The sequence below is a fragment of the Sinorhizobium sp. B11 genome (assembly GCA_039725955.1).
Taxonomy (GTDB): Bacteria; Pseudomonadota; Alphaproteobacteria; order Rhizobiales; family Rhizobiaceae; genus Rhizobium.
Window position 1 is genome coordinate 965,507 of record CP091033.1, and the last position, 16,904, is coordinate 982,410.

Sequence of the window (16,904 nt, forward strand, 5' to 3'; positions counted from 1 at the left end):
ATAGTCGCGTTATCACGGGCCGCCGGACTTTCGTTTCACCTTGTCTGCCGGAGGGCGAACCTCGGACCGCAGCGCTTCTGTTGCCTTGTCGCGATCGACCGGGCGACCGAACAGATATCCTTGCACATAGGGGCATCCGAGGCGCAGCAGGCGTTCTGCCTGATCTTCCGTCTCCACACCCTCGGCCACGATGCGGGTACCGAGACCGACCGACATGTCGAGAAGGGCCTTGACGATGACAGCGCCCGGTCCATCGGACATCCGGTCGATGAAGGTCTTGTCAATCTTGATGATGTCGACCGGGAAATCCAGCAGGTGCGTGAGCGAGGCGTAGCCGGTGCCGAAATCATCGAGCGCCACGAGCAGCCCTTCCCTGCGAAGCTCCTCGATCGCTTTTGCGACCTTCCCGTCCTTTTCGTCCATATAGACCGTTTCGGTCACTTCGAGCACGACATGTTTGAGCGGTGTGCGGTGGTGGGCAAAAACGCTTTTGATCCGTTCGCCGAGATTGCCCTGGTTGAAATCCGCCATCGATACATTGACGCTCACATATTGAAACGAGAGCCCGAGATCGAGCCAGTATCGGATATCGCGCGCGACCTGCTCCAGCATCCGGTCGGTCAGGAGATGCCCAATCGATGGATCCTGGAGTGCCTCGGCAAACGCACCGGGGGAAAGGATCTGGCCACCATCCATACGAATGCGGCATAGAGCCTCGAGACCGACGATTTCCTGCGTTGGAAGGCTGACGATCGGTTGGTAATGCGCCTCTATCCGATCTTCGGCCAAGGCGCTGGTCACGGTCTGCAGCGCCCGAAACCGGTTTGCAATCGCCCCGGCAAGATCATCGCTGTAAAGCACGAAACCGCCTCTGGCGATCTGCTTGGCATGGTGGAGTGCGAGATTTGCATGCTGCAGAAATGTTGGCACGTCGGGCGGCCGGGACGGTTCGAAGATCGCGCCCCCACAGGTAACCGAGACCGGCAGAAGATGTTCGTCGCGCTGTGGAGCCCGGTTCTCCATGGCGCGCAGAATTTCTGTCGAAACCGCCGATAACTCCTCAGCGGAACGATCTTCGATCAGGACCGCAAATTCATCGGCGTCCACCCTGAAGATAGCCGCTGGTGCTGCGATCCGTGCAACCGTTTGTCCGACCTCCAGGATCAATCTGTCGCCGGTCGCATGGCCGAAAGCGTCATTGACCCGGCCGAGATGATCGATATCGACGAGCAGAACCGAAAGAGGGGCACTGGCGCCCTCGATGGCAGCCTCGAGCGTCTTGAGAAAGTTGGCACGATTGCCGAAGCCCGTGAGGCTGTCGAAAAAGGCAAGCCTTTGATTATCCGCCTTCACCTCTTCACGCTCGAGTACAAGCGAGCAGAGGTCGAGACACTCAGCAACGATCATGCGTTCTTCGGGCGTGGGGCCGCGATTATCCTTGTAATAAAATCCGAATGCTCCGAGCACGCGTCCGTCGCTGCGCAGGATCGGGCTCGACCAACACGCCTTGACGCCATGTTCTTTCGCAAGAATGTCGGCAAGCGGCCGATAGGGTATCCAAAGCGGGTCTGCAAAGATATCGGTGACGGCGATTGGCCTGCGGAAATGGGCAGCCGTGCCGCACGAGCCGACATCGGGCCCGATTGGAATTCCGTCAAGCGCATCCGAATAGGTTTTGGAGATCGTTGGCCCAGCCAGCGGATGCAGGAGCCCTTCGCGGTCAACGGTCACGATTGAGCAAATGACCCCGGCTGCAAGCCGCTCAGCATGCTCGCAAATACGATCGCAGGCGTCTTCGAGAGAAGACCCCCGTGCCAGCATATCCAAGATTTCCTGCTGAAGCTGTCCTCGCATGCCGGTCCCGTTATACTGCGTTTCGCTCGAATGGCCTCGCAACCTGTTCGACCGGTTACGATCAAAACTAGCAGGTACTATGTTACGGGTTCGGAAATTTATCGACTACAATTCGAAGCCCCAAGCATATCGTATGTTCTCGTCTCACGGGCAGTAGCCGCTGCACACTACAACAACGGCGACCTGAGAAGACCGGGACAGGTCAGGCATGTTTAGCTTTGAAGAATATGCTGCCGCACCAATTCCTTCAAATGCTCGGCATCACCGGTTTCGATCGCGTTGATCATCAGATGGTGCTCCCGGCCCGACTGCTCCACACGGGCGCGCGTGCGCCATTGTGAGACCGGCGCCGATGAGGTTCGCTGACGGATTTCCGTAATGAGGTCGACCAGTTCCTGATTACCGCCGAGAACCAGCAATTGCCGATGGAAGGCGAGATTCGCCTCGTAAAGTTCCAGCATCGTGCCATTCAGCACCATGAAGTCAAAATGCTCGGCAAGTCTGCGGAGACTGGCGATATCTGCCGGCAATGCATTCTGAATGATCGTGCCGGCGATGGCGGTTTCCAGGATAATGCGGATTTCACTGACTTCCCGTGCGCGCCGGCCATCCGGTTCATAGACATGGTAACCGCGGTTTGGCACATGTTCGACGAGCCGCTTTTGAGCGAGGCGATCGAGAGCACGTCGCACTTCAGGCCGCGTGCAGTTGTAGCGTCGCTCGAGATCGATCTGCTTCAGCCAAGTACCGGGCAGGAGCACCCCGGCCAGAATATCCTGAAGCACGAGGTCCGTCACGTCGCGTCCAGCGGACGCGGCCTGCCCCGAATTCATTATGATATCTGCCATTCGAATTTCCCCTGCTCTTCTCCGTCGATATCACGGGCTGAGGTATGTCCGTAAGGCAGCCCCAACGCATTGCCGTGATGAAAATTTATTCGTGCATGTGGATTGCGCATAAATTCTTTGTAACCTAAATTGGCGCCAATTTTGGATACTATGCAAAATAATGCTGTTGTGGAAGCCATGAAAAACTCGGACACGGTGTGGGACATTGTCGAAGCCAAGCGCGAAGCATTCTTTGCGCTCAGCGACCGGATCTGGGATATGCCGGAGACAAATTACGAGGAATACCGCTCCGCTGAAGAGCACGCGCGGCAGCTGCAAGCCGAAGGGTTCCGTGTCGAACGCGGTATCGCGGGGCTTCCGACAGCGGTGATGGGCGAAGCTGGTGAAGGTGGGCCGGTCATCGCAATCCTCGGGGAATTCGATGCGTTGCCCGGTCTCAGCCAGGAAGCAGGTGTTGCCGAGAAGCGCGAGGTGACGGCAAATGGCAATGGCCACGGATGCGGCCACAACTTGCTCGGCGCCGGTTCTATGCTGGCGGCGGCAGCGGTGAAGGATTTCCTTGCAGCAAACGGCCTCAAGGGCCGCGTGCGCTATTATGGCTGCCCGGCAGAAGAAGGCGGCTCCTCCAAGGGCTTCATGGTGCGCGCAGGCGTCTTCGATGACGTCGACATTGCCATTTGCTGGCACCCGGCGGCCTTTGCCGGCGTCAACAACCCCGTCTCGCTTGCCTGCAACGAGATCAATTTCCACTTCACCGGCCGCTCGTCGCATGCTTCAGCAACACCGCATCTCGGCCGCAGCGCGCTCGATGCCGTTGAGTTGATGAACGTCGGCGTCAACTACATGCGCGAGCACATGCCCTCTACGGCGCGCATCCACTATGCCGTGACCGATACAGGTGGTTCGGCGCCAAATGTGGTGCAGGCCCGCGCGACCGTGCGTTACCTCGTCCGCGCCCGAAACCTCCCCGAACTCCTGTCGCTCGTCGCCCGCGTCAAGAAGGTGGCGGAGGGCGCTGCCCTCATGACCGAGACGTCGGTCCGCAGCGAGGTGATCAGCGGTGACGCCAATCTCGTCGGCAATGTTCCGCTCGAGGACCTGATGTTTGCCAATCTCGAACGCCTCGGCCCGCCCGTTTTCGATGACAACGACCGCGCCACCGCCCGGACATTCCAGGCGACCATGAGCGCCGAGGACATAGCCTCTTCCTACGCGCGCTTCGGCCTGAAACCGAAGAAGGACCAGCCGCTTTGCGAGGAAATCTTCGCGCTCTATGCCGGCGACAGCACGATCGTCGGTTCAACCGATGTCGGCAGCGTCAGTTGGGTCGTGCCAACAGTGCAGATGCGCGGCGCGACTTATGCCATCGGCACGCCTGGTCATTCCTGGCAGTTGGTCGCTCAGGGCAAGCTTCCCGCAGCCCATAAAGGCACGGAGCATGCGGCAAAGGTCATGGCGAGCACCGCCATCGACCTGATCCGCAATCCTGCTCTCATCGAGGCGGCCAAGGCGGACCTGAAGGGCCGCCTCGATGGGACACAGTTCGTCAATCCGATCCCCAACGACGTTCAACCGCCGCTGCCGGAGAAAAAGGCATCATGAACCAGCCCGGCATCCTCGAGCTCATCAGCTTCGGCCCCGACGGCTGGGGCAAGGCGCTCATGGCCGGCGCGTGGATGACGATCCTGGTCGCGCTTTCGGGATATGCCATCGGCTCGGTGATCGGCACGTTCGGCGCCTGGGCGAAGATATCGGGCGGACGTGGCCTGAAGATCGCCGCCGACACCTACACGACGGTCCTTCGCGGCATACCTGATCTTCTGGTCATCTACCTCTTCTATTTCGGAGGCAGTGCCGCAGTGACCGCACTCGGCCGGCTTTTCGGCGCCGAAGGTTTCCTTGGCTTTCCGGGGTTCCTTGCGGGCTCACTCGCCGTCGGCGTCACCTCCGGCGCGCAATTTACGGAGGTTTTCCGGGGCGCCTTCAAGGCCGTGCATCGAGGTGAGATCGAAGCTGCAATCGCCTGCGGCATGGGCCGTGCATTGCGGTTTCGCCGTATCGTCGCACCGCTGACGCTACGTCACGCGCTGCCGGGCCTCGGCAATGTCTGGCAAGTCGTTCTGAAGGAATCCGCACTCGTCTCCATTACCGGCGTCGCCGAACTGCTTCGCCAGACGCAAGTGGCGGCAGGATCGACTGGTCTTCCCTTCGATTTTTATATCGTTGCAGGTGCGATCTATCTCATCATTTCAACCGGTTCCGGCCTTTTCCTGAGACGGGCTGAGAAGCACTTCTCTCGCGGTGTGAGGAGAGGCTGATGGATTGGCAATTTCTCGGCGAAACCTTCGTCAATCTCGTTTCCGCTGTCCCGCTCACCCTTCAGCTTGCCGCGACGTCGATCGCACTCGGCGCCGCGCTGGCGCTGGCAATCGCACTGTGCCGGCTTTCAGGGATCACGGTGCTGGAATGGTGCGCGCGCGCCTATGTCTTCGTTTTCCGCGGCACACCACTGCTCGTGCAGATCTTCCTGATCTACTACGGGCTCGGCCAGTTTCCCGAGGTCAGGCACAGCATACTGTGGCCGTTCCTGCGCGAGCCCTATTGGTGCGCGGTGCTTGCGCTGACCATGAATACCGCTGCCTATGCCAGCGAGATCATTCGCGGCGGACTTCTGTCTGTACCGTTCGGCCAGGTCGAGGCGGCGCGCGCCTGCGGCATGCCTCGCTTCATGCAGTTCCGTCGCATCATCATGCCTCTCGCCATCCGCCAGGCGCTGCCGGCCTACTCCAATGAGATGATCTCCATGGTGAAGGCGACATCGCTCGCCTCGATCATTACCCTGATGGAAGTGACCGGCGTCGCCGCCAGGATCATTTCCGAGACCTATCGGGCAATCGAAGTCTTCATCGTCGCAGGCGCCATCTATCTGGCAATCAACTTCCTGCTGACGCGTCTCGTCTACCATGTCGAATATTGGCTGAGCCCGCATCTGCGCCAGCCACTTCCCCACTTTCCGGCGACAGCCACATCCGTACTCGAAGGAGACGCCCGATGACCGCGGCGAATGCCCCTCTTTCCACCATCGCGTTCAGCGTGAGGGATATGCACAAGAGTTTCGGTCCGGTGGAAGTCCTGAAAGGTATCTCGCTCGACGCTCATGAAGGCGATGTCGTTTCGATTCTTGGTTCCTCCGGCTCGGGCAAATCCACCTTCCTGCGCTGCATCAACCTTCTGGAGACACCCGATTCCGGCGAAGTGACGGTCGCGGGAGAAACGATCCGCATGATCGCCGACGGCAAAGGCGGCAGCCGCCCGGCCGAGCGCAAGCAGGTCGATCGAATTCGTTCGCAGCTCGGCATGGTCTTCCAGAGCTTCAACCTCTGGTCCCATAAGACGGTGCTCGAGAACGTCATCGAAGCCCCGGTTCATGTGCACGGCCGTTCGAGGACGGAGTGCATCGAGGAAGCCGAGGCCTTGCTTGCCAAGGTCGGCATTGCAGAAAAACGCAATTTCTATCCGTCTCATCTTTCCGGTGGTCAGCAGCAACGCGCGGCCATCGCACGTGCGCTCGCCATGCGCCCGAAGGTAATGCTCTTCGATGAGCCGACCTCCGCACTCGATCCCGAACTCGTTGGCGAAGTGCTGCGCGTCATGCGCGCACTCGCCGAAGAAGGGCGCACGATGCTGGTCGTCACCCATGAAATGGGTTTCGCCCGCGATGTCTCCAGCCGGGTCGTTTTCCTGCATCAGGGCGTAATCGAAGAAGACGGCAAACCGCAGGATGTGTTCGTCAATTCCCGGTCGGACCGTTTCCGCCAGTTCATCAACAAGTAGTTTCTCGGCCCAAACAAAGAAAAAGGGAGCAAAAACATGAGGTTCTTTTCACGGGTTCTGATGGCGACATCAGCCGCTGCCGTCATCGCGACGGCCGGTGTTGCGCATGCCGAAGACAAGAAGTGGACGACGGTGACGATCGCCACCGAAGGCGCATTCAAGCCTTATAACTTCACCAAGCCGGATGGCTCGCTCGATGGCTATGAGATCGAACTGACCAAATATCTCTGCGATCACATGAAGGTGGAATGCAAGATCGTGGTCCAGAACTTCGATGGCATGATCCCGGCACTGAACGCCGGCAAATTCGATGCCATCATCTCCGGCATGTCTGCGACGGCAAAGCGCGAAGAGGTGATCGCCTTCAGCGATTCCTACGGCTCCACCGGCCAGGCCTTCGCGACCTCGAAGACGGGCGATCTCGCAAAGCTGTCGGAAAAGGGCCAGGTCTTCTCGCTTGCCAGTGATGAAGCGGGCGCTGCTGCAGAGATCGAAAAGATCAAGCCGGCACTCCAGGGCAAGACGATCGGTGTGCAGACTGCCTCCACAGCGGCCGCCTTCGTCGACAAATATCTGAAGGGTGTCGTCGACGTCAGAGAATACAAGACGACGGAAGAGCATGATCTCGATCTCAAGGCCGGTCGTGTTGATATCGTTATGGCGTCCATGGCCTATCTGACGACGGCTTCCGAGAAGCCGGGCAACGAAGACATGACGACGACAGGTCCACGCTTCCAGGGCGGGTTCCTCGGCCGTGGCAGTTCCGTTGGCCTGCGTAAGAGCGACACGGAACTGAAGGCCATGTTCAACGACGCGATTGCCGCTGCAAAGGCGGATGGCACGATCAAGACGCCGCTTGGTCGGCGGTTCGAGTCCCTCCGGGCCAACCACTTTTTCCAGGGTTTAAGCCGCGCGGCCCGTATCGCCGGCTTCTCCTGGTCAACAGGCATACAGTCTCCTGTCTTCTTTATTTTATAAGGAAAAGACGGGTTATTCAAGCGCTTATGAACCGCTGGATTGGTCACGCCCGCGACCTGCCGAGCTCTTTCGGCGTTGGAGCGCCTCGGAACAGTTCGAGCGCCGGTTCGAGTCGTGTCTTCCTGCCGCGGCCACCCGAGAATCCGTTCACCAAGCTTCGGTGGTTTGGTCAACGGAATGGTCAACGAAAAAGCGAACCCTGGAAAAATTGCGAGGAAATCATTGGAGCTATTGGCTACTGGTTCATGCCGTCAACGCCGGCATTGCCAGTCGGGTATCGATCACGCCTCAGTCGGATTATACTCTAACTCTCCATCTGAGGCATTGGAATTGTTCCAGGGTCCCAGCGAGCTGCAGGCGGCTTCACGATACAGGCCGGGGAAAAACCAGAAGGAACCGCATGGTCCCATCAGCCGGTTCCAGATGGCCTGCCGCCAAGGCCGCCTTCGAAGGGGAGGTGGCCATGTATACACTTCGGATTCTGGCACTTGCAGCATTCACCGCCGTCTCCGCACTCGCCATCACAGCGTGCACGTGGACGGGAAATCAACGACCGTCTGATTTGCCGCCTAAGACGGCCTGCGCACTTGGCTTTAATACCGAGAGGCCCTGTTCGTATTGAGAAAGACGTGCGCAGTGGAGGCGATCGCTCTCATACTGCGCCGCCCACCGGTGAGCTCGTATCGCTCTTGCTCGTCAAGCGGAGCGCAACTTGGGAGCGGTATCTTCATGGGGCTTCCCTCGCCCGAACCGTAATGATCATCAGCCAGCCCTACGTGCCGGGACAAATTCCTCAACATAGGAAGCCGTCACGCACCCGATGACCGTCATGGGGCTTTCGAAACGGCGGGCCTGCCAGATCATATCTGCCCATCGCAAGACAATCCGTTACCAGTCGAACCGACCGCCGGAGACCTAGTTGCGAACGAAGCTGCGCGAGTTGGCTAACGAGCGACGCCGTTTCGGCTACCGTCGGCCGTTCGTCCTGCTTCGGCGGGAGGGAGAGCCGTCTGGCGTCAATCGCATCTATAGGCTGTATCGCGAGGAAGGGCTTTCATTACCCAAGCGGAAGGCCGACGCCGTGCTGTCGGCACGCGTGCTCCGATCCTGGTCGAAGCGAAGGCCGATGCCCGCTGGTCGATGGATTTCGTCCACGACCAGTTCGCATGCGGACGGAGGTTTCGCGTGCTCAACATCGTCGATGAGCCTGGCAGCAATTCCAGACACCTCAATTTCCGGCCGCCGTGTCGCACGGGCGTTGACGACGCTGATCGAACGACGCGGCAAGCCCGGAATGATTGTCTCAGACAATGGCACCGAACTGGCCTCGAATGCCATCCTCGCCTGGTCGAAGGATCACAAGGTCGAGTGGCATTACGTCGCGCCGGTAAAGCCCATTCAAAACGGCTATGTCGAGAGCTTCAACGGGCGCATGCGCGACGAACTGCTCAACAAAGCCTGTTTTTTCGGCCTCGAACACGCCCGAAGCGCCATCGCGGATTGGGCGGACGATTATAATTGTTTCCGGCCACACTCATCCCTCGGATATCAGACCCCGGCAGGTTATGCCAGGTCCATCGCCGCAACCGGCTCCAACGCTACGCAAGATGAAAGCTTCGCGTTTCCGCGGGTTGCTCCCACCGCGCCAATTGGCGTATCAAAAACCGCCGTGGCTCTAGTCGCCGCTGGATGAAAGTTCCGTGGCAGGTCACTAGCCAATTTCATGCTTATTTTGACCCTCGCAGGGCCGAAGCTGACCAACCAGCTTACACTACTCATTGGAATCGCGAGAATCACATGCAACTGGAGGCCATCTGGAACCGTCGGTAACTAGGCCGAATTTGTGAGACAAGAAGAAATCTCGTCAATCAGTAGGCTTCTAGCTGCCCACCAAAACTCGCAAGTTGCTCTGCGGTGTCGATATCGATCTTCGCAGCTATGCCAATCTCGACGTTGATGACGTCGAGAGGCAATTGCGAAATTAGCTGACGAGCACCGCGGTCGTCATTTAGACCTTGAAGGCCTCCGAACGCCGAGCGAGGAAAAATAACTGGATTGCCCGGAACTCCCTCGCACGCCGCGCGGACAATAGTCTTTGCGCCGCCCTTCCGAAAAGCATCGATAAGCGTGTCAAGATCAACGGCGTCAAGCATTGGCATATCGGCAAGCATGATCATGATGCCGTCCGGATCGAGTTCGGCCGCGCGCTGGACACCAAGCGCAATCGAACTTGCCATGCCATCAACGAAACGAATGTTTCTCGCGACGCATATCTCCAACCCCGCAATCTCGGCCTCGATGTCATGGCCGCGATATCCCGTCACAACGATGACCGAACTGCTATCGCAGCCAAAACGGCCAGACGGACCAGGGAAACGCCACGAACCCGCGCCAGGAGTTTGTGCCCGGATCCTTCCAACCTGCTCGATCTACCCGCGGGTAGAACGACTACTGTAACCCGTGCTGGCGCGCCCGGTACCATGGTGCCTCACGCAAACATTGACAAGCGGCGAGCCGCAATGTCAGCCAGGATCGAAAGTGCCAGTGAGTTCGCGTCGCGCGTGGGGCCAAAAATGCCAATCGGTGCCTTTATTCGATCGAATTGCGTCCTGGATATCTCCGATCTTCCTAAAAGATCCATCCGTCGGCGATGCGTGCGCGTGCTCCCTAGCGCGCCAATGTAGAACGCGTCCGTTCGCAACGCTGCCTGCAGCATGAACTGCTCTGCATCGAGGTCGTGATGGAGCAGTATCACAGCGGTATACTGATCCATATCGGGCGGGTCTCTCTCCAAAGAACCGCATGTCACGACCTCGTGCCCGGATGAGTTGGCGACAGCAGCAACACGCTCGGCCTCGACACCCTGACCTGAGATGAGGACTCGAGTGCGAGGCAGATAAACCGTCAAGAATCGACCATCGAAATAGCCGGACCTTCGTTGCGGTTCGACAAACTCGAGCCGTTCTTTTGATTTCGTGTAGCACAGACCCGCCGCTCGACGGTGGTGAAGCTCCGCAAGGACTGCTGCAGGGCATGCGCGTCCTTCAGCACGTGTATGGCCACCGTGATACCGCCACCGCAAGGTAGGACGATATCGAAAAAGGGCGAGCCTTCTCCGTACCTGACCTCGCGGTCTCTATCCTGGCTTAAGGCGTCGAGCGCCTCGGAGGCTACCGCCGCCTCAATGCAGCCCCCCGATACATAGCCGCAAAACCGCCCATCGGCTGTAACGGCGACATGGGAGCCAAGCGCACGAGCGGCTCCTCCTCGAATTTCGACCAGCGTAGCTAGCGCCACCCTGCCCCTTTCAAGCTCACTTATAGCAAAGCGGAATATCTCTGCCGCGTCGTCGGAAAGCAATGATCGAATCGGCGTCGGCCTTATTACGGCCTCACTAATATCCCGCGAATAGATATCCGCGGGGGCAGTATCCTCAGGCAACATTCGACGTCCCGCCAGTGTTCTTCCCGAACCTCATCGCACAATGGCGCGTCCTTGCCGCGATGGCATGGTAGATCGCCTCGGCGCGGTCGACTGTTTGTAGCCGGCGAGATTGTCGTTCACGAAAAGCCTCGCTTCGGTACGGCTCAGATTCTTCGATGTTCTCAACAGCCAACAGCTCCTGTCTCACTCCCGGACGTAGTGGAGACGGGCTGTGCCGATCGATCAAACAGTGCGAGAAATGCTTACACTGTCACCAGGTTGCGAGCGATCATACGCGCGTAAGGTCGCGCAAGCGGCAATCCTGGTTGAACTAGTCGAAGAGATGGTGGTTATCCTCGCGTATAGCTCCCGTTAAAATCTTGGTCGGCTATGGTGGGGCATCGTCATCTGCGGAGCCATCCATGAAGAGTTGTGAGCATACATCGACCATCAAATCAGTCAGGCCGAGAACCTTGGGCTGTGAGGAATGTCTCAACGAGGGTCAGATGTGGTTTCATCTGCGCGTCTGCAGGGAGTGCGGCCATGTCGGCTGCTGTGACCAGTCCGTCGGTAGGCACGCTACCGCGCACTTTCACGAGACGGGGCACCCGATCATAGAAGGGTATGATCCTCCCGAAGGCTGGGGCTGGTGCTATGTCGACGAAACCGTCGTTCAGCTGCCAGATCAAACGCCGCACCTTGGTCCGATCCCCCGCTACTACTGAGCACCCCATGACGATCGACCCGTCCCGTTACCATCAGATATTTCCGGTTCTGACGAACCAACAGATCGACATGGCTCGGCGTTTCGCGAGCAGTGGCCCCCATTCCTTCGGCCCCGGCGAAACGGTTTCGGCGATTGGCGACCGCAATGTACCAGCCTGGTTGATCCTTGAGGGTCAGCTGGATGTATTCCGGCACGACGGTCTTACGTCGGAAGCAGCGGTTGTCAACCACGGCAAAGGCCACGTATTCGGGGAAGTAAGCCAGCTGTCGGGCCGACCATCCCTGGCTGGCGCGCGAGCCGGACCGGAAGGTTGTGTCGCCCTGGCCTTCGACGCCACCCACCTCAAGGCACTGATAATCGGGTCCGCCGAGGTGGGTGAAATCGTCATGCGCGCGTATATCCTGCGGCGCGTCGAATTGATCGACAGCGGTAGCGGTGGGTCCGTTCTCGTTGGCACCTCGGCTGACAGCGAGTTGGTGCGCCTGCAGGGGTTCCTAAGCCGGAATGGATACCCTCACATTGAACCGCACCGGGTTTGCCGGAGGCTCCAACTTCTGAGAGAGTGGAGCCGATGAGCAAGACAACGAACAAGTTTTCACCCGAAGTCCGCCAACGCGCCATCCGTATGGTGCTGGATCACGAGGCTGAGCACCCGTCGCGGTGGGCAGCCGTTTCATCTATTGCGGGCAAGATCGGTTGCTCGCCAGCCACGCTGCATGAATGGGTGAAGAAGACCGAGGTCGACAGCGGCAAACGAGCAGGCTTGCCGACCGACGCGGCCGAGAAGATGAAGGCTCTTGAGCGGGAGAACCGCGAGCTTCGTCAGGCCAACGAGATTTTGCGCAAGGCGTCTGCTTATTTCGCGATGGCGGAGCTCGACCGCCCCTTCAAACGATGATCTCGTTCATTGACGACCACCGTGGCGTGTTCGGGGTCGAGCCGATCTGCAGGCTTTTGCCGATTGCCCCATCAACCTACTACGAGAATGTCGCCAAGCGCCTGGATGTGGATCGTCTGTCGGTTCGCGCCCGCAGCGATATCGGCCTGAAGATCGAGATACGCCGGGTGTTCAATGAGAACTTCCAGGTCTACGGGGTGCGTAAAGTCTGGCGGCAGTTGCAGCGAGAAGGCTACGCCATCGCCCGCTGCACGGTCGCTCGGCTTATGAGGTCGATGAGCCTGCAGGGGATCATTCGAGGAAAGCCGGTCCGCACGACATTCTCGGACAAGGCAGCCCCGAGCCCGCTTGACCGGGTAAACCGCCAGTTCAAAGCCCCAGCACCAAATAGGCTGTGGGTTTCGGACTTCACCTATGTCGCGACCTGGCAGGGTTTCGTCTACGTGGCCTTTGTGATCGACGTCTTTGCCCGGCGCATCGTTGGCTGGCGGGCGAGCCGGACGGCACATGCGAGCTTTGTCCTCGATGCCCTTGAACAGGCACTTCATGATCGGCGTCCCGTTCATGGCGGCGGGCTCGTGCACCATTCGGACAGGGGCGTTCAATATGTGTCCATCCGTTACTCCGAGCGGCTGGCAGAAGCTGGCATAGAGCCTTCTGTCGGAAGTGTCGGCGACAGTTACGACAATGCCCTCGCCGAAACGATCAACGGTCTCTACAAGGCCGAGGTCATTCATCGGCGCGGACCATGGAGGAATTTCGAAGCGGTGGAATTCGCCACTCTGGAATGGGTCGACTGGTTCAACCACCGACGACTTCTGGAGCCCATCGGAAACATACCGCCAGCCGAGGCTGAAGAACGCTACTACGCCATGCTGGACGAACCAGCCATGGCCGCATAACTCAAACCAAATGGCCTCCGGCAAACCCGGTGCGGTTCAGTTCGTTCACCGAGGAAGTTTTGCAAAGGCAAATGTCAGGATGACGATTACATGCGTTTTTCACGACAACTCTCTGGTGAGAAGGTTGGATCGTGGATTTGAGAAATCTTGCTATTAACACTATATCTGGTGTTTGCAGCCAGCCTCACCACAATGTAACAGACTAGCGACTATGACAAACGAGGCCGTCTATGAAACTTCTCTATCGTCCTAAGAAACACTTCGAACTTGATATCCCGTCCACTTTGGTTGTTACCGTGTATGCTTTGACAGCTGCGTTGTTCTTACCGATTTCCCCGATGTTCCTGGAGGTTTTACGTATAGTTTTGCGTGGCTGATAATCCTTGCAGGAAAGCCGCTGTGTACTAACCTACACAGCGGCTTTATTGGGTGACGAGCGATCGAATTAAATTGTCACTTCGTTATCCTATTGCAGTCATCGGCTGCAGCAATTGATCTATTACGCGTCGTCTTCACGATCACCTTCAGCATTTATTATCATTACTCCATCAGTATCCGGGTAGGGAACGAATGGTTCGGCTTGGGGCTCCAGCAAAATTACTGCGAGTTGTTTCGAGTATTCAGCAATCCTCAGATCGATCCAATCTCCAACAGCACCGTTCGCCTTCAACTCTTGTAGACCCATTAACACCGCCCTTGCATGCGCTTGAGAAATCATGCGTTTCCTCCGTGGGAAAGTTCCGCGAGAATAAAGCGCTAACCATTTAGGTACGCCTACGCAAAATGCTTGTAACGGCCAGCGTTTTAAAATTCGTGTTTGTCAGAGAACTCGAGACCGTGTGGGTGGAGTTGTCCCCAAGAAGACTGGACATGCTCAGGCCTGAGCTGGCGAACTGATGAACCCGCGCGCCGTCGAACTTTGGCAGCGCACTGCCGTCCCTTTTTAGACACTTACGCTGCTGCCTAAGGACTTGGGTCGCGAAGTTCTTGGCGCTGCCTGTGTCCGTCGAAGTCGAGTCATCGCAGCATCGTCGCGAGAATGGCAGCAGATCTATTTGCACGCCCCTGATCGTACATTAAGTTGTAGGTATTCATTCTGTCGCGCTGTAGGTGTTAAACACGGATGGTTGCAGCTTCCCCGATCTAAGAAGGTGTTGGAAGGCCTGGAAGATTGAGGCGTTAGTCGGAAAACGCTGAAGGCGAAGCAAACTCCGAAGGCTTTCTGATATCCAACGGCTTAAAACCAACCCTTGCGCCAGAACCAAAGCAATGGCGCTACAGCGCTCAGTATGATGATCGCCCACGCGAAAGGGTAGCCCCAAACCCAATTCAGCTCTGGCATGAACTTGAAATTCATTCCCCATATTCCAGCCATCAAGGTCGGCGGCACGCCAACGACAGACGCGATCGTTAGCACTTTGAATATGTCGTTTTGTTCGATCGTGATGAAGCCCAGGACGGCATCCAGGAGGAACTGCGTTTTGTCGGAAAGATGGGTTTCGTAATCGCTCAGCGAGGCAACGTCTTTCGTTATCGCGTGCAGTTGATCTCGGAATTCGTCCGATAGCATGTCGTGACATACATCCAGCGTGAACGATGCCATCCTCCCAATTGCTCGGGAATTGACTGGCTTCAGCCGAGCCTCGCTTCTTCGTAGTACGAAGGATTGGGCTACGACTGAAATGCTTCTCGTCGTCGGCGAAAGTCCGGTAGCCGTTCGCATCGCGTCGCGGTTCATGCGCGGCAAATTGAGAGACAGCCCAAATGCGTTCTTTGGGCTGGCCCCTACGCCAAGCCAAGCTGCACGCGGGGCAATTCAACCGCCGTTGGCAAGGTCTGATGTTTTCCCCGTCACTCGCTACCTCCTGTTGGCGCGGCTTGGGGGGCGTCATGACAAGAGGGTTGACGCATGACGGCTGTGCAGCGGGGCGAAGCACTTGAGCGCATTATCACCGAGTTCGAGGGTAGGTCTAAAGAGATGACGAACCCGGTTTCATCATCAGACCCGTGATAGCGATCCGTCCCCGGCGGCGTTCCTTCGAAGCGTCCGGTCCTATCCATGCCGTCAAACGTTTCCCCACAAGCAAACGTGGGGACGGCAAACAGCAGTGCCGTGATGAGAACTTTCTTTCGCATGATGTCTCCTTCGCATTTTGTGGTGACAACGGGACGCTACGTGTACCGCAGACACTGCGAGAAAAGAGCGGCTGGCACGGTCCCGGGTCGACGGATGAATTCAGGAGAAAAGACCCGGAAACTGGAACCCGGGTCTTTCGGCTGCTCAGCGGACCCAGAATGTCATGCTGCCGTCTGCTGCCTGCTCGGCGTTGACGACGTTGTCGATCTTTACGCCCCGTTCCTCGAGACGCTTCAATAGGTCTTTGTTTTCTTTGATAGACGCCTGGATATGCTCTACCCCGGCGTCTGTACGAGGCTGGGCACTATTGCTACCGCTCGCAGCCTTGTAGTCCTGGTAGTCGACGATGTTTCTGACGTCAAACCTACTATTGAAGGTTTGCAACGCCTTTTCGATCTTGGGACCATAATTCATATCGACGCTGTCGGCATAGCTCGCGCTCGCGAAAGTAATCGAGGAAACAACAGCAATCGCTGCAATGTTCAAAACCGGTTTCATTGTATGTCCTCTTGATGTTTGTCTCGAACCACAACTTTAAGCCCGTGGCCGGTCTTATTTCTCATTCGTGCCGGACCGGCGGTGACGCGAGAACACTAACGAGGGCGGCTCTGTCGAGAAATCATACACATGTCCGGGAGAGACCAGACCTACGTGTGTGGCTGGTTTGTTCAAAAGCGCGCGTGGCATGCACCAGAGTAGAGGTTCAAAGAATTGGCCCCGAAGCGCCCAGACATCTCTACCGCTTAGCTAAGTACGTACGAGAACTCTTGGTAATAAAACCAGCAGCAAATTAAAGATAGGAGTCCCGTAAGCCCCGCACCGCAAACCGCCGCTATCGCCCCGAACACAGCAACCCGATGACCTTGAGCCCGGGCGCGTTGGTATTGACCCGCTCGAGGCCGGCCAAGGTCAGGCTATCGAGTAGGGGCGTAGTGGCGGCACTGGCGCGTGCCGCGGATGACACCATCATCCTGCCATGCACGCCGGTTTCGCGGAAGACGCCATATACGCTCGACCATTCCGTGACGCTTCTTCCGCTGGTGCGATTGGCCTTGCATCGGTCGGGCCGCGGCTCGAGCGAGGTCATGTCATGCCTCGGCAACCCGCTGGACCTTCTGAAATCGGCGAAGGAAGGGGCGGCAACGATCGCTGCGATGGTAATCCGGGGGGGAGCTCATTCTTCTAAGTGCCGGCCCGATCTCAGCACCGCCGAAATATAGGGCCGCCAAATTTCACGAGGCCCGGCGGTCTCCTGGGCATCGCCGCCGAAACCCATCCACGGCATAAATTTATGGTCGAGCCG

14 protein-coding genes, 4 pseudogenes and 1 other annotated feature are annotated in these 16,904 nt (G+C 57.9%); of the genes and pseudogenes, 9 read left to right on the forward strand and 9 right to left on the reverse strand.

Going from position 1 to position 16,904, the window contains the following annotated elements; genetic code table 11:
* Positions 1–12: 12 nt before the first annotated feature.
* The 3 genes from LVY75_04390 to LVY75_04400 form a co-directional block, all read right to left on the reverse strand.
* Positions 13–1,821 (reverse strand): EAL domain-containing protein, encoded by a 1,809-nt coding sequence (locus tag LVY75_04390; protein XAZ21197.1) that lies wholly within the window; start codon positions 1,819–1,821, stop codon positions 13–15.
* A 245-nt stretch (positions 1,822–2,066) separates the two neighbouring features.
* Complete coding sequence (locus LVY75_04395; GenBank protein ID XAZ21198.1) at positions 2,067–2,702, reverse strand: GntR family transcriptional regulator; 636 nt, start codon at positions 2,700–2,702, stop codon at positions 2,067–2,069.
* On the reverse strand, positions 2,687–2,881 hold the full coding sequence (locus tag LVY75_04400) for a hypothetical protein (GenBank protein XAZ21199.1): 195 nt from the start codon (positions 2,879–2,881) through the stop codon (positions 2,687–2,689). The genes LVY75_04395 and LVY75_04400 overlap by 16 nt, the downstream gene beginning before the upstream one ends.
* Between LVY75_04400 and LVY75_04405 the strand changes: the two genes are divergently transcribed.
* The 6 genes and pseudogenes from LVY75_04405 (at position 2,880) to LVY75_04430 (ending at position 9,207) form a co-directional block, all read left to right on the forward strand.
* Positions 2,880–4,304: a M20 family metallopeptidase gene (locus LVY75_04405; protein XAZ21200.1), complete on the forward strand. Its 1,425-nt coding sequence runs from the start codon at positions 2,880–2,882 to the stop codon at positions 4,302–4,304. The genes LVY75_04400 and LVY75_04405 overlap by 2 nt on opposite strands.
* On the forward strand, positions 4,301–5,020 hold the full coding sequence (locus LVY75_04410) for an ABC transporter permease subunit (protein ID XAZ21201.1): 720 nt from the start codon (positions 4,301–4,303) through the stop codon (positions 5,018–5,020). Before LVY75_04405 ends, LVY75_04410 begins: the two co-directional genes overlap by 4 nt.
* Positions 5,020–5,757, forward strand: coding sequence for an ABC transporter permease (locus tag LVY75_04415; GenBank protein XAZ21202.1), 738 nt, complete (start codon positions 5,020–5,022; stop codon positions 5,755–5,757). Before LVY75_04410 ends, LVY75_04415 begins: the two co-directional genes overlap by 1 nt.
* A complete protein-coding gene (locus LVY75_04420) occupies positions 5,754–6,536 on the forward strand; it encodes an ATP-binding cassette domain-containing protein (GenBank protein ID XAZ21203.1) in 783 nt (260 codons plus the stop codon). The genes LVY75_04415 and LVY75_04420 overlap by 4 nt, the downstream gene beginning before the upstream one ends.
* A gap of 60 nt (positions 6,537–6,596) precedes the next feature.
* Positions 6,597–7,514, forward strand: coding sequence for a transporter substrate-binding domain-containing protein (locus LVY75_04425; protein ID XAZ21325.1), 918 nt, complete (start codon positions 6,597–6,599; stop codon positions 7,512–7,514).
* 802 nt (positions 7,515–8,316) lie between these two features.
* A pseudogene (locus LVY75_04430) lies at positions 8,317–9,207 on the forward strand (IS3 family transposase).
* 175 nt (positions 9,208–9,382) lie between these two features.
* Here the strand turns inward: LVY75_04430 and LVY75_04435 are convergent.
* A complete protein-coding gene (locus LVY75_04435) occupies positions 9,383–9,838 on the reverse strand; it encodes a nucleotidyltransferase family protein (protein XAZ21204.1) in 456 nt (151 codons plus the stop codon).
* A 164-nt stretch (positions 9,839–10,002) separates the two neighbouring features.
* Positions 10,003–10,958, reverse strand: a pseudogene (locus tag LVY75_04440) (XdhC family protein).
* 401 nt (positions 10,959–11,359) lie between these two features.
* On the opposite strand from LVY75_04440, the gene LVY75_04445 reads away from it, so the two are divergent.
* The 3 genes and pseudogenes from LVY75_04445 (at position 11,360) to LVY75_04455 (ending at position 13,464) form a co-directional block, all read left to right on the forward strand.
* Entirely contained in the window at positions 11,360–11,662 is a 303-nt protein-coding gene (locus LVY75_04445; protein XAZ21205.1) for a UBP-type zinc finger domain-containing protein, read from the forward strand.
* A 7-nt stretch (positions 11,663–11,669) separates the two neighbouring features.
* Positions 11,670–12,185: pseudogene (locus tag LVY75_04450) on the forward strand (cyclic nucleotide-binding domain-containing protein).
* Between the two features lie 50 nt (positions 12,186–12,235).
* Positions 12,236–13,464 (forward strand): IS3 family transposase gene (locus LVY75_04455; protein XAZ21206.1). Its coding sequence is split into 2 segments (ribosomal slippage): positions 12,236–12,530 and positions 12,530–13,464, totalling 1,230 coding nucleotides; the frame shifts between segments, so codons are not numbered across the junction.
* Positions 12,517–12,633, forward strand: a sequence feature (AL1L pseudoknot). It overlaps the preceding gene by 117 nt.
* 499 nt (positions 13,465–13,963) lie before the next feature.
* Here LVY75_04455 and LVY75_04460 read toward each other — a convergent pair.
* The 4 genes and pseudogenes from LVY75_04460 to LVY75_04475 form a co-directional block, all read right to left on the reverse strand.
* The gene (locus tag LVY75_04460; protein XAZ21207.1) at positions 13,964–14,182 is read right to left on the reverse strand and encodes a hypothetical protein; all 219 of its coding nucleotides are present in this window, start codon (positions 14,180–14,182) and stop codon (positions 13,964–13,966) included.
* A 519-nt stretch (positions 14,183–14,701) separates the two neighbouring features.
* Positions 14,702–15,076 (reverse strand): annotated as a pseudogene (locus tag LVY75_04465) (magnesium transporter).
* 669 nt (positions 15,077–15,745) lie between these two features.
* Entirely contained in the window at positions 15,746–16,099 is a 354-nt protein-coding gene (locus LVY75_04470) for a hypothetical protein (protein XAZ21208.1), read from the reverse strand.
* Positions 16,100–16,433: 334 nt separating this feature from the next.
* Positions 16,434–16,688 carry a hypothetical protein gene (locus LVY75_04475; GenBank protein XAZ21209.1) on the reverse strand — a complete coding sequence of 85 codons (255 nt, stop codon included), beginning with the start codon at positions 16,686–16,688 and terminating at the stop codon, positions 16,434–16,436.
* Positions 16,689–16,904 lie beyond the last annotated feature (216 nt).

Coding starts and splice junctions, on each gene's coding strand:
- LVY75_04390 (XAZ21197.1), bottom strand. CDS start 1,821: ATGCTGGCACGGGGGTCTTCTCTCGAAGACGCCTGCGATCGTATTTGC.
- LVY75_04395 (XAZ21198.1), bottom strand. CDS start 2,702: ATGGCAGATATCATAATGAATTCGGGGCAGGCCGCGTCCGCTGGACGC.
- LVY75_04405 (XAZ21200.1), top strand. CDS start 2,880: ATGAAAAACTCGGACACGGTGTGGGACATTGTCGAAGCCAAGCGCGAA.
- LVY75_04400 (XAZ21199.1), bottom strand. CDS start 2,881: ATGGCTTCCACAACAGCATTATTTTGCATAGTATCCAAAATTGGCGCC.
- LVY75_04410 (XAZ21201.1), top strand. CDS start 4,301: ATGAACCAGCCCGGCATCCTCGAGCTCATCAGCTTCGGCCCCGACGGC.
- LVY75_04415 (XAZ21202.1), top strand. CDS start 5,020: ATGGATTGGCAATTTCTCGGCGAAACCTTCGTCAATCTCGTTTCCGCT.
- LVY75_04420 (XAZ21203.1), top strand. CDS start 5,754: ATGACCGCGGCGAATGCCCCTCTTTCCACCATCGCGTTCAGCGTGAGG.
- LVY75_04425 (XAZ21325.1), top strand. CDS start 6,597: ATGGCGACATCAGCCGCTGCCGTCATCGCGACGGCCGGTGTTGCGCAT.
- LVY75_04445 (XAZ21205.1), top strand. CDS start 11,360: ATGAAGAGTTGTGAGCATACATCGACCATCAAATCAGTCAGGCCGAGA.
- LVY75_04460 (XAZ21207.1), bottom strand. CDS start 14,182: ATGATTTCTCAAGCGCATGCAAGGGCGGTGTTAATGGGTCTACAAGAG.
- LVY75_04470 (XAZ21208.1), bottom strand. CDS start 16,099: ATGAAACCGGTTTTGAACATTGCAGCGATTGCTGTTGTTTCCTCGATT.
- LVY75_04475 (XAZ21209.1), bottom strand. CDS start 16,688: ATGACCTCGCTCGAGCCGCGGCCCGACCGATGCAAGGCCAATCGCACC.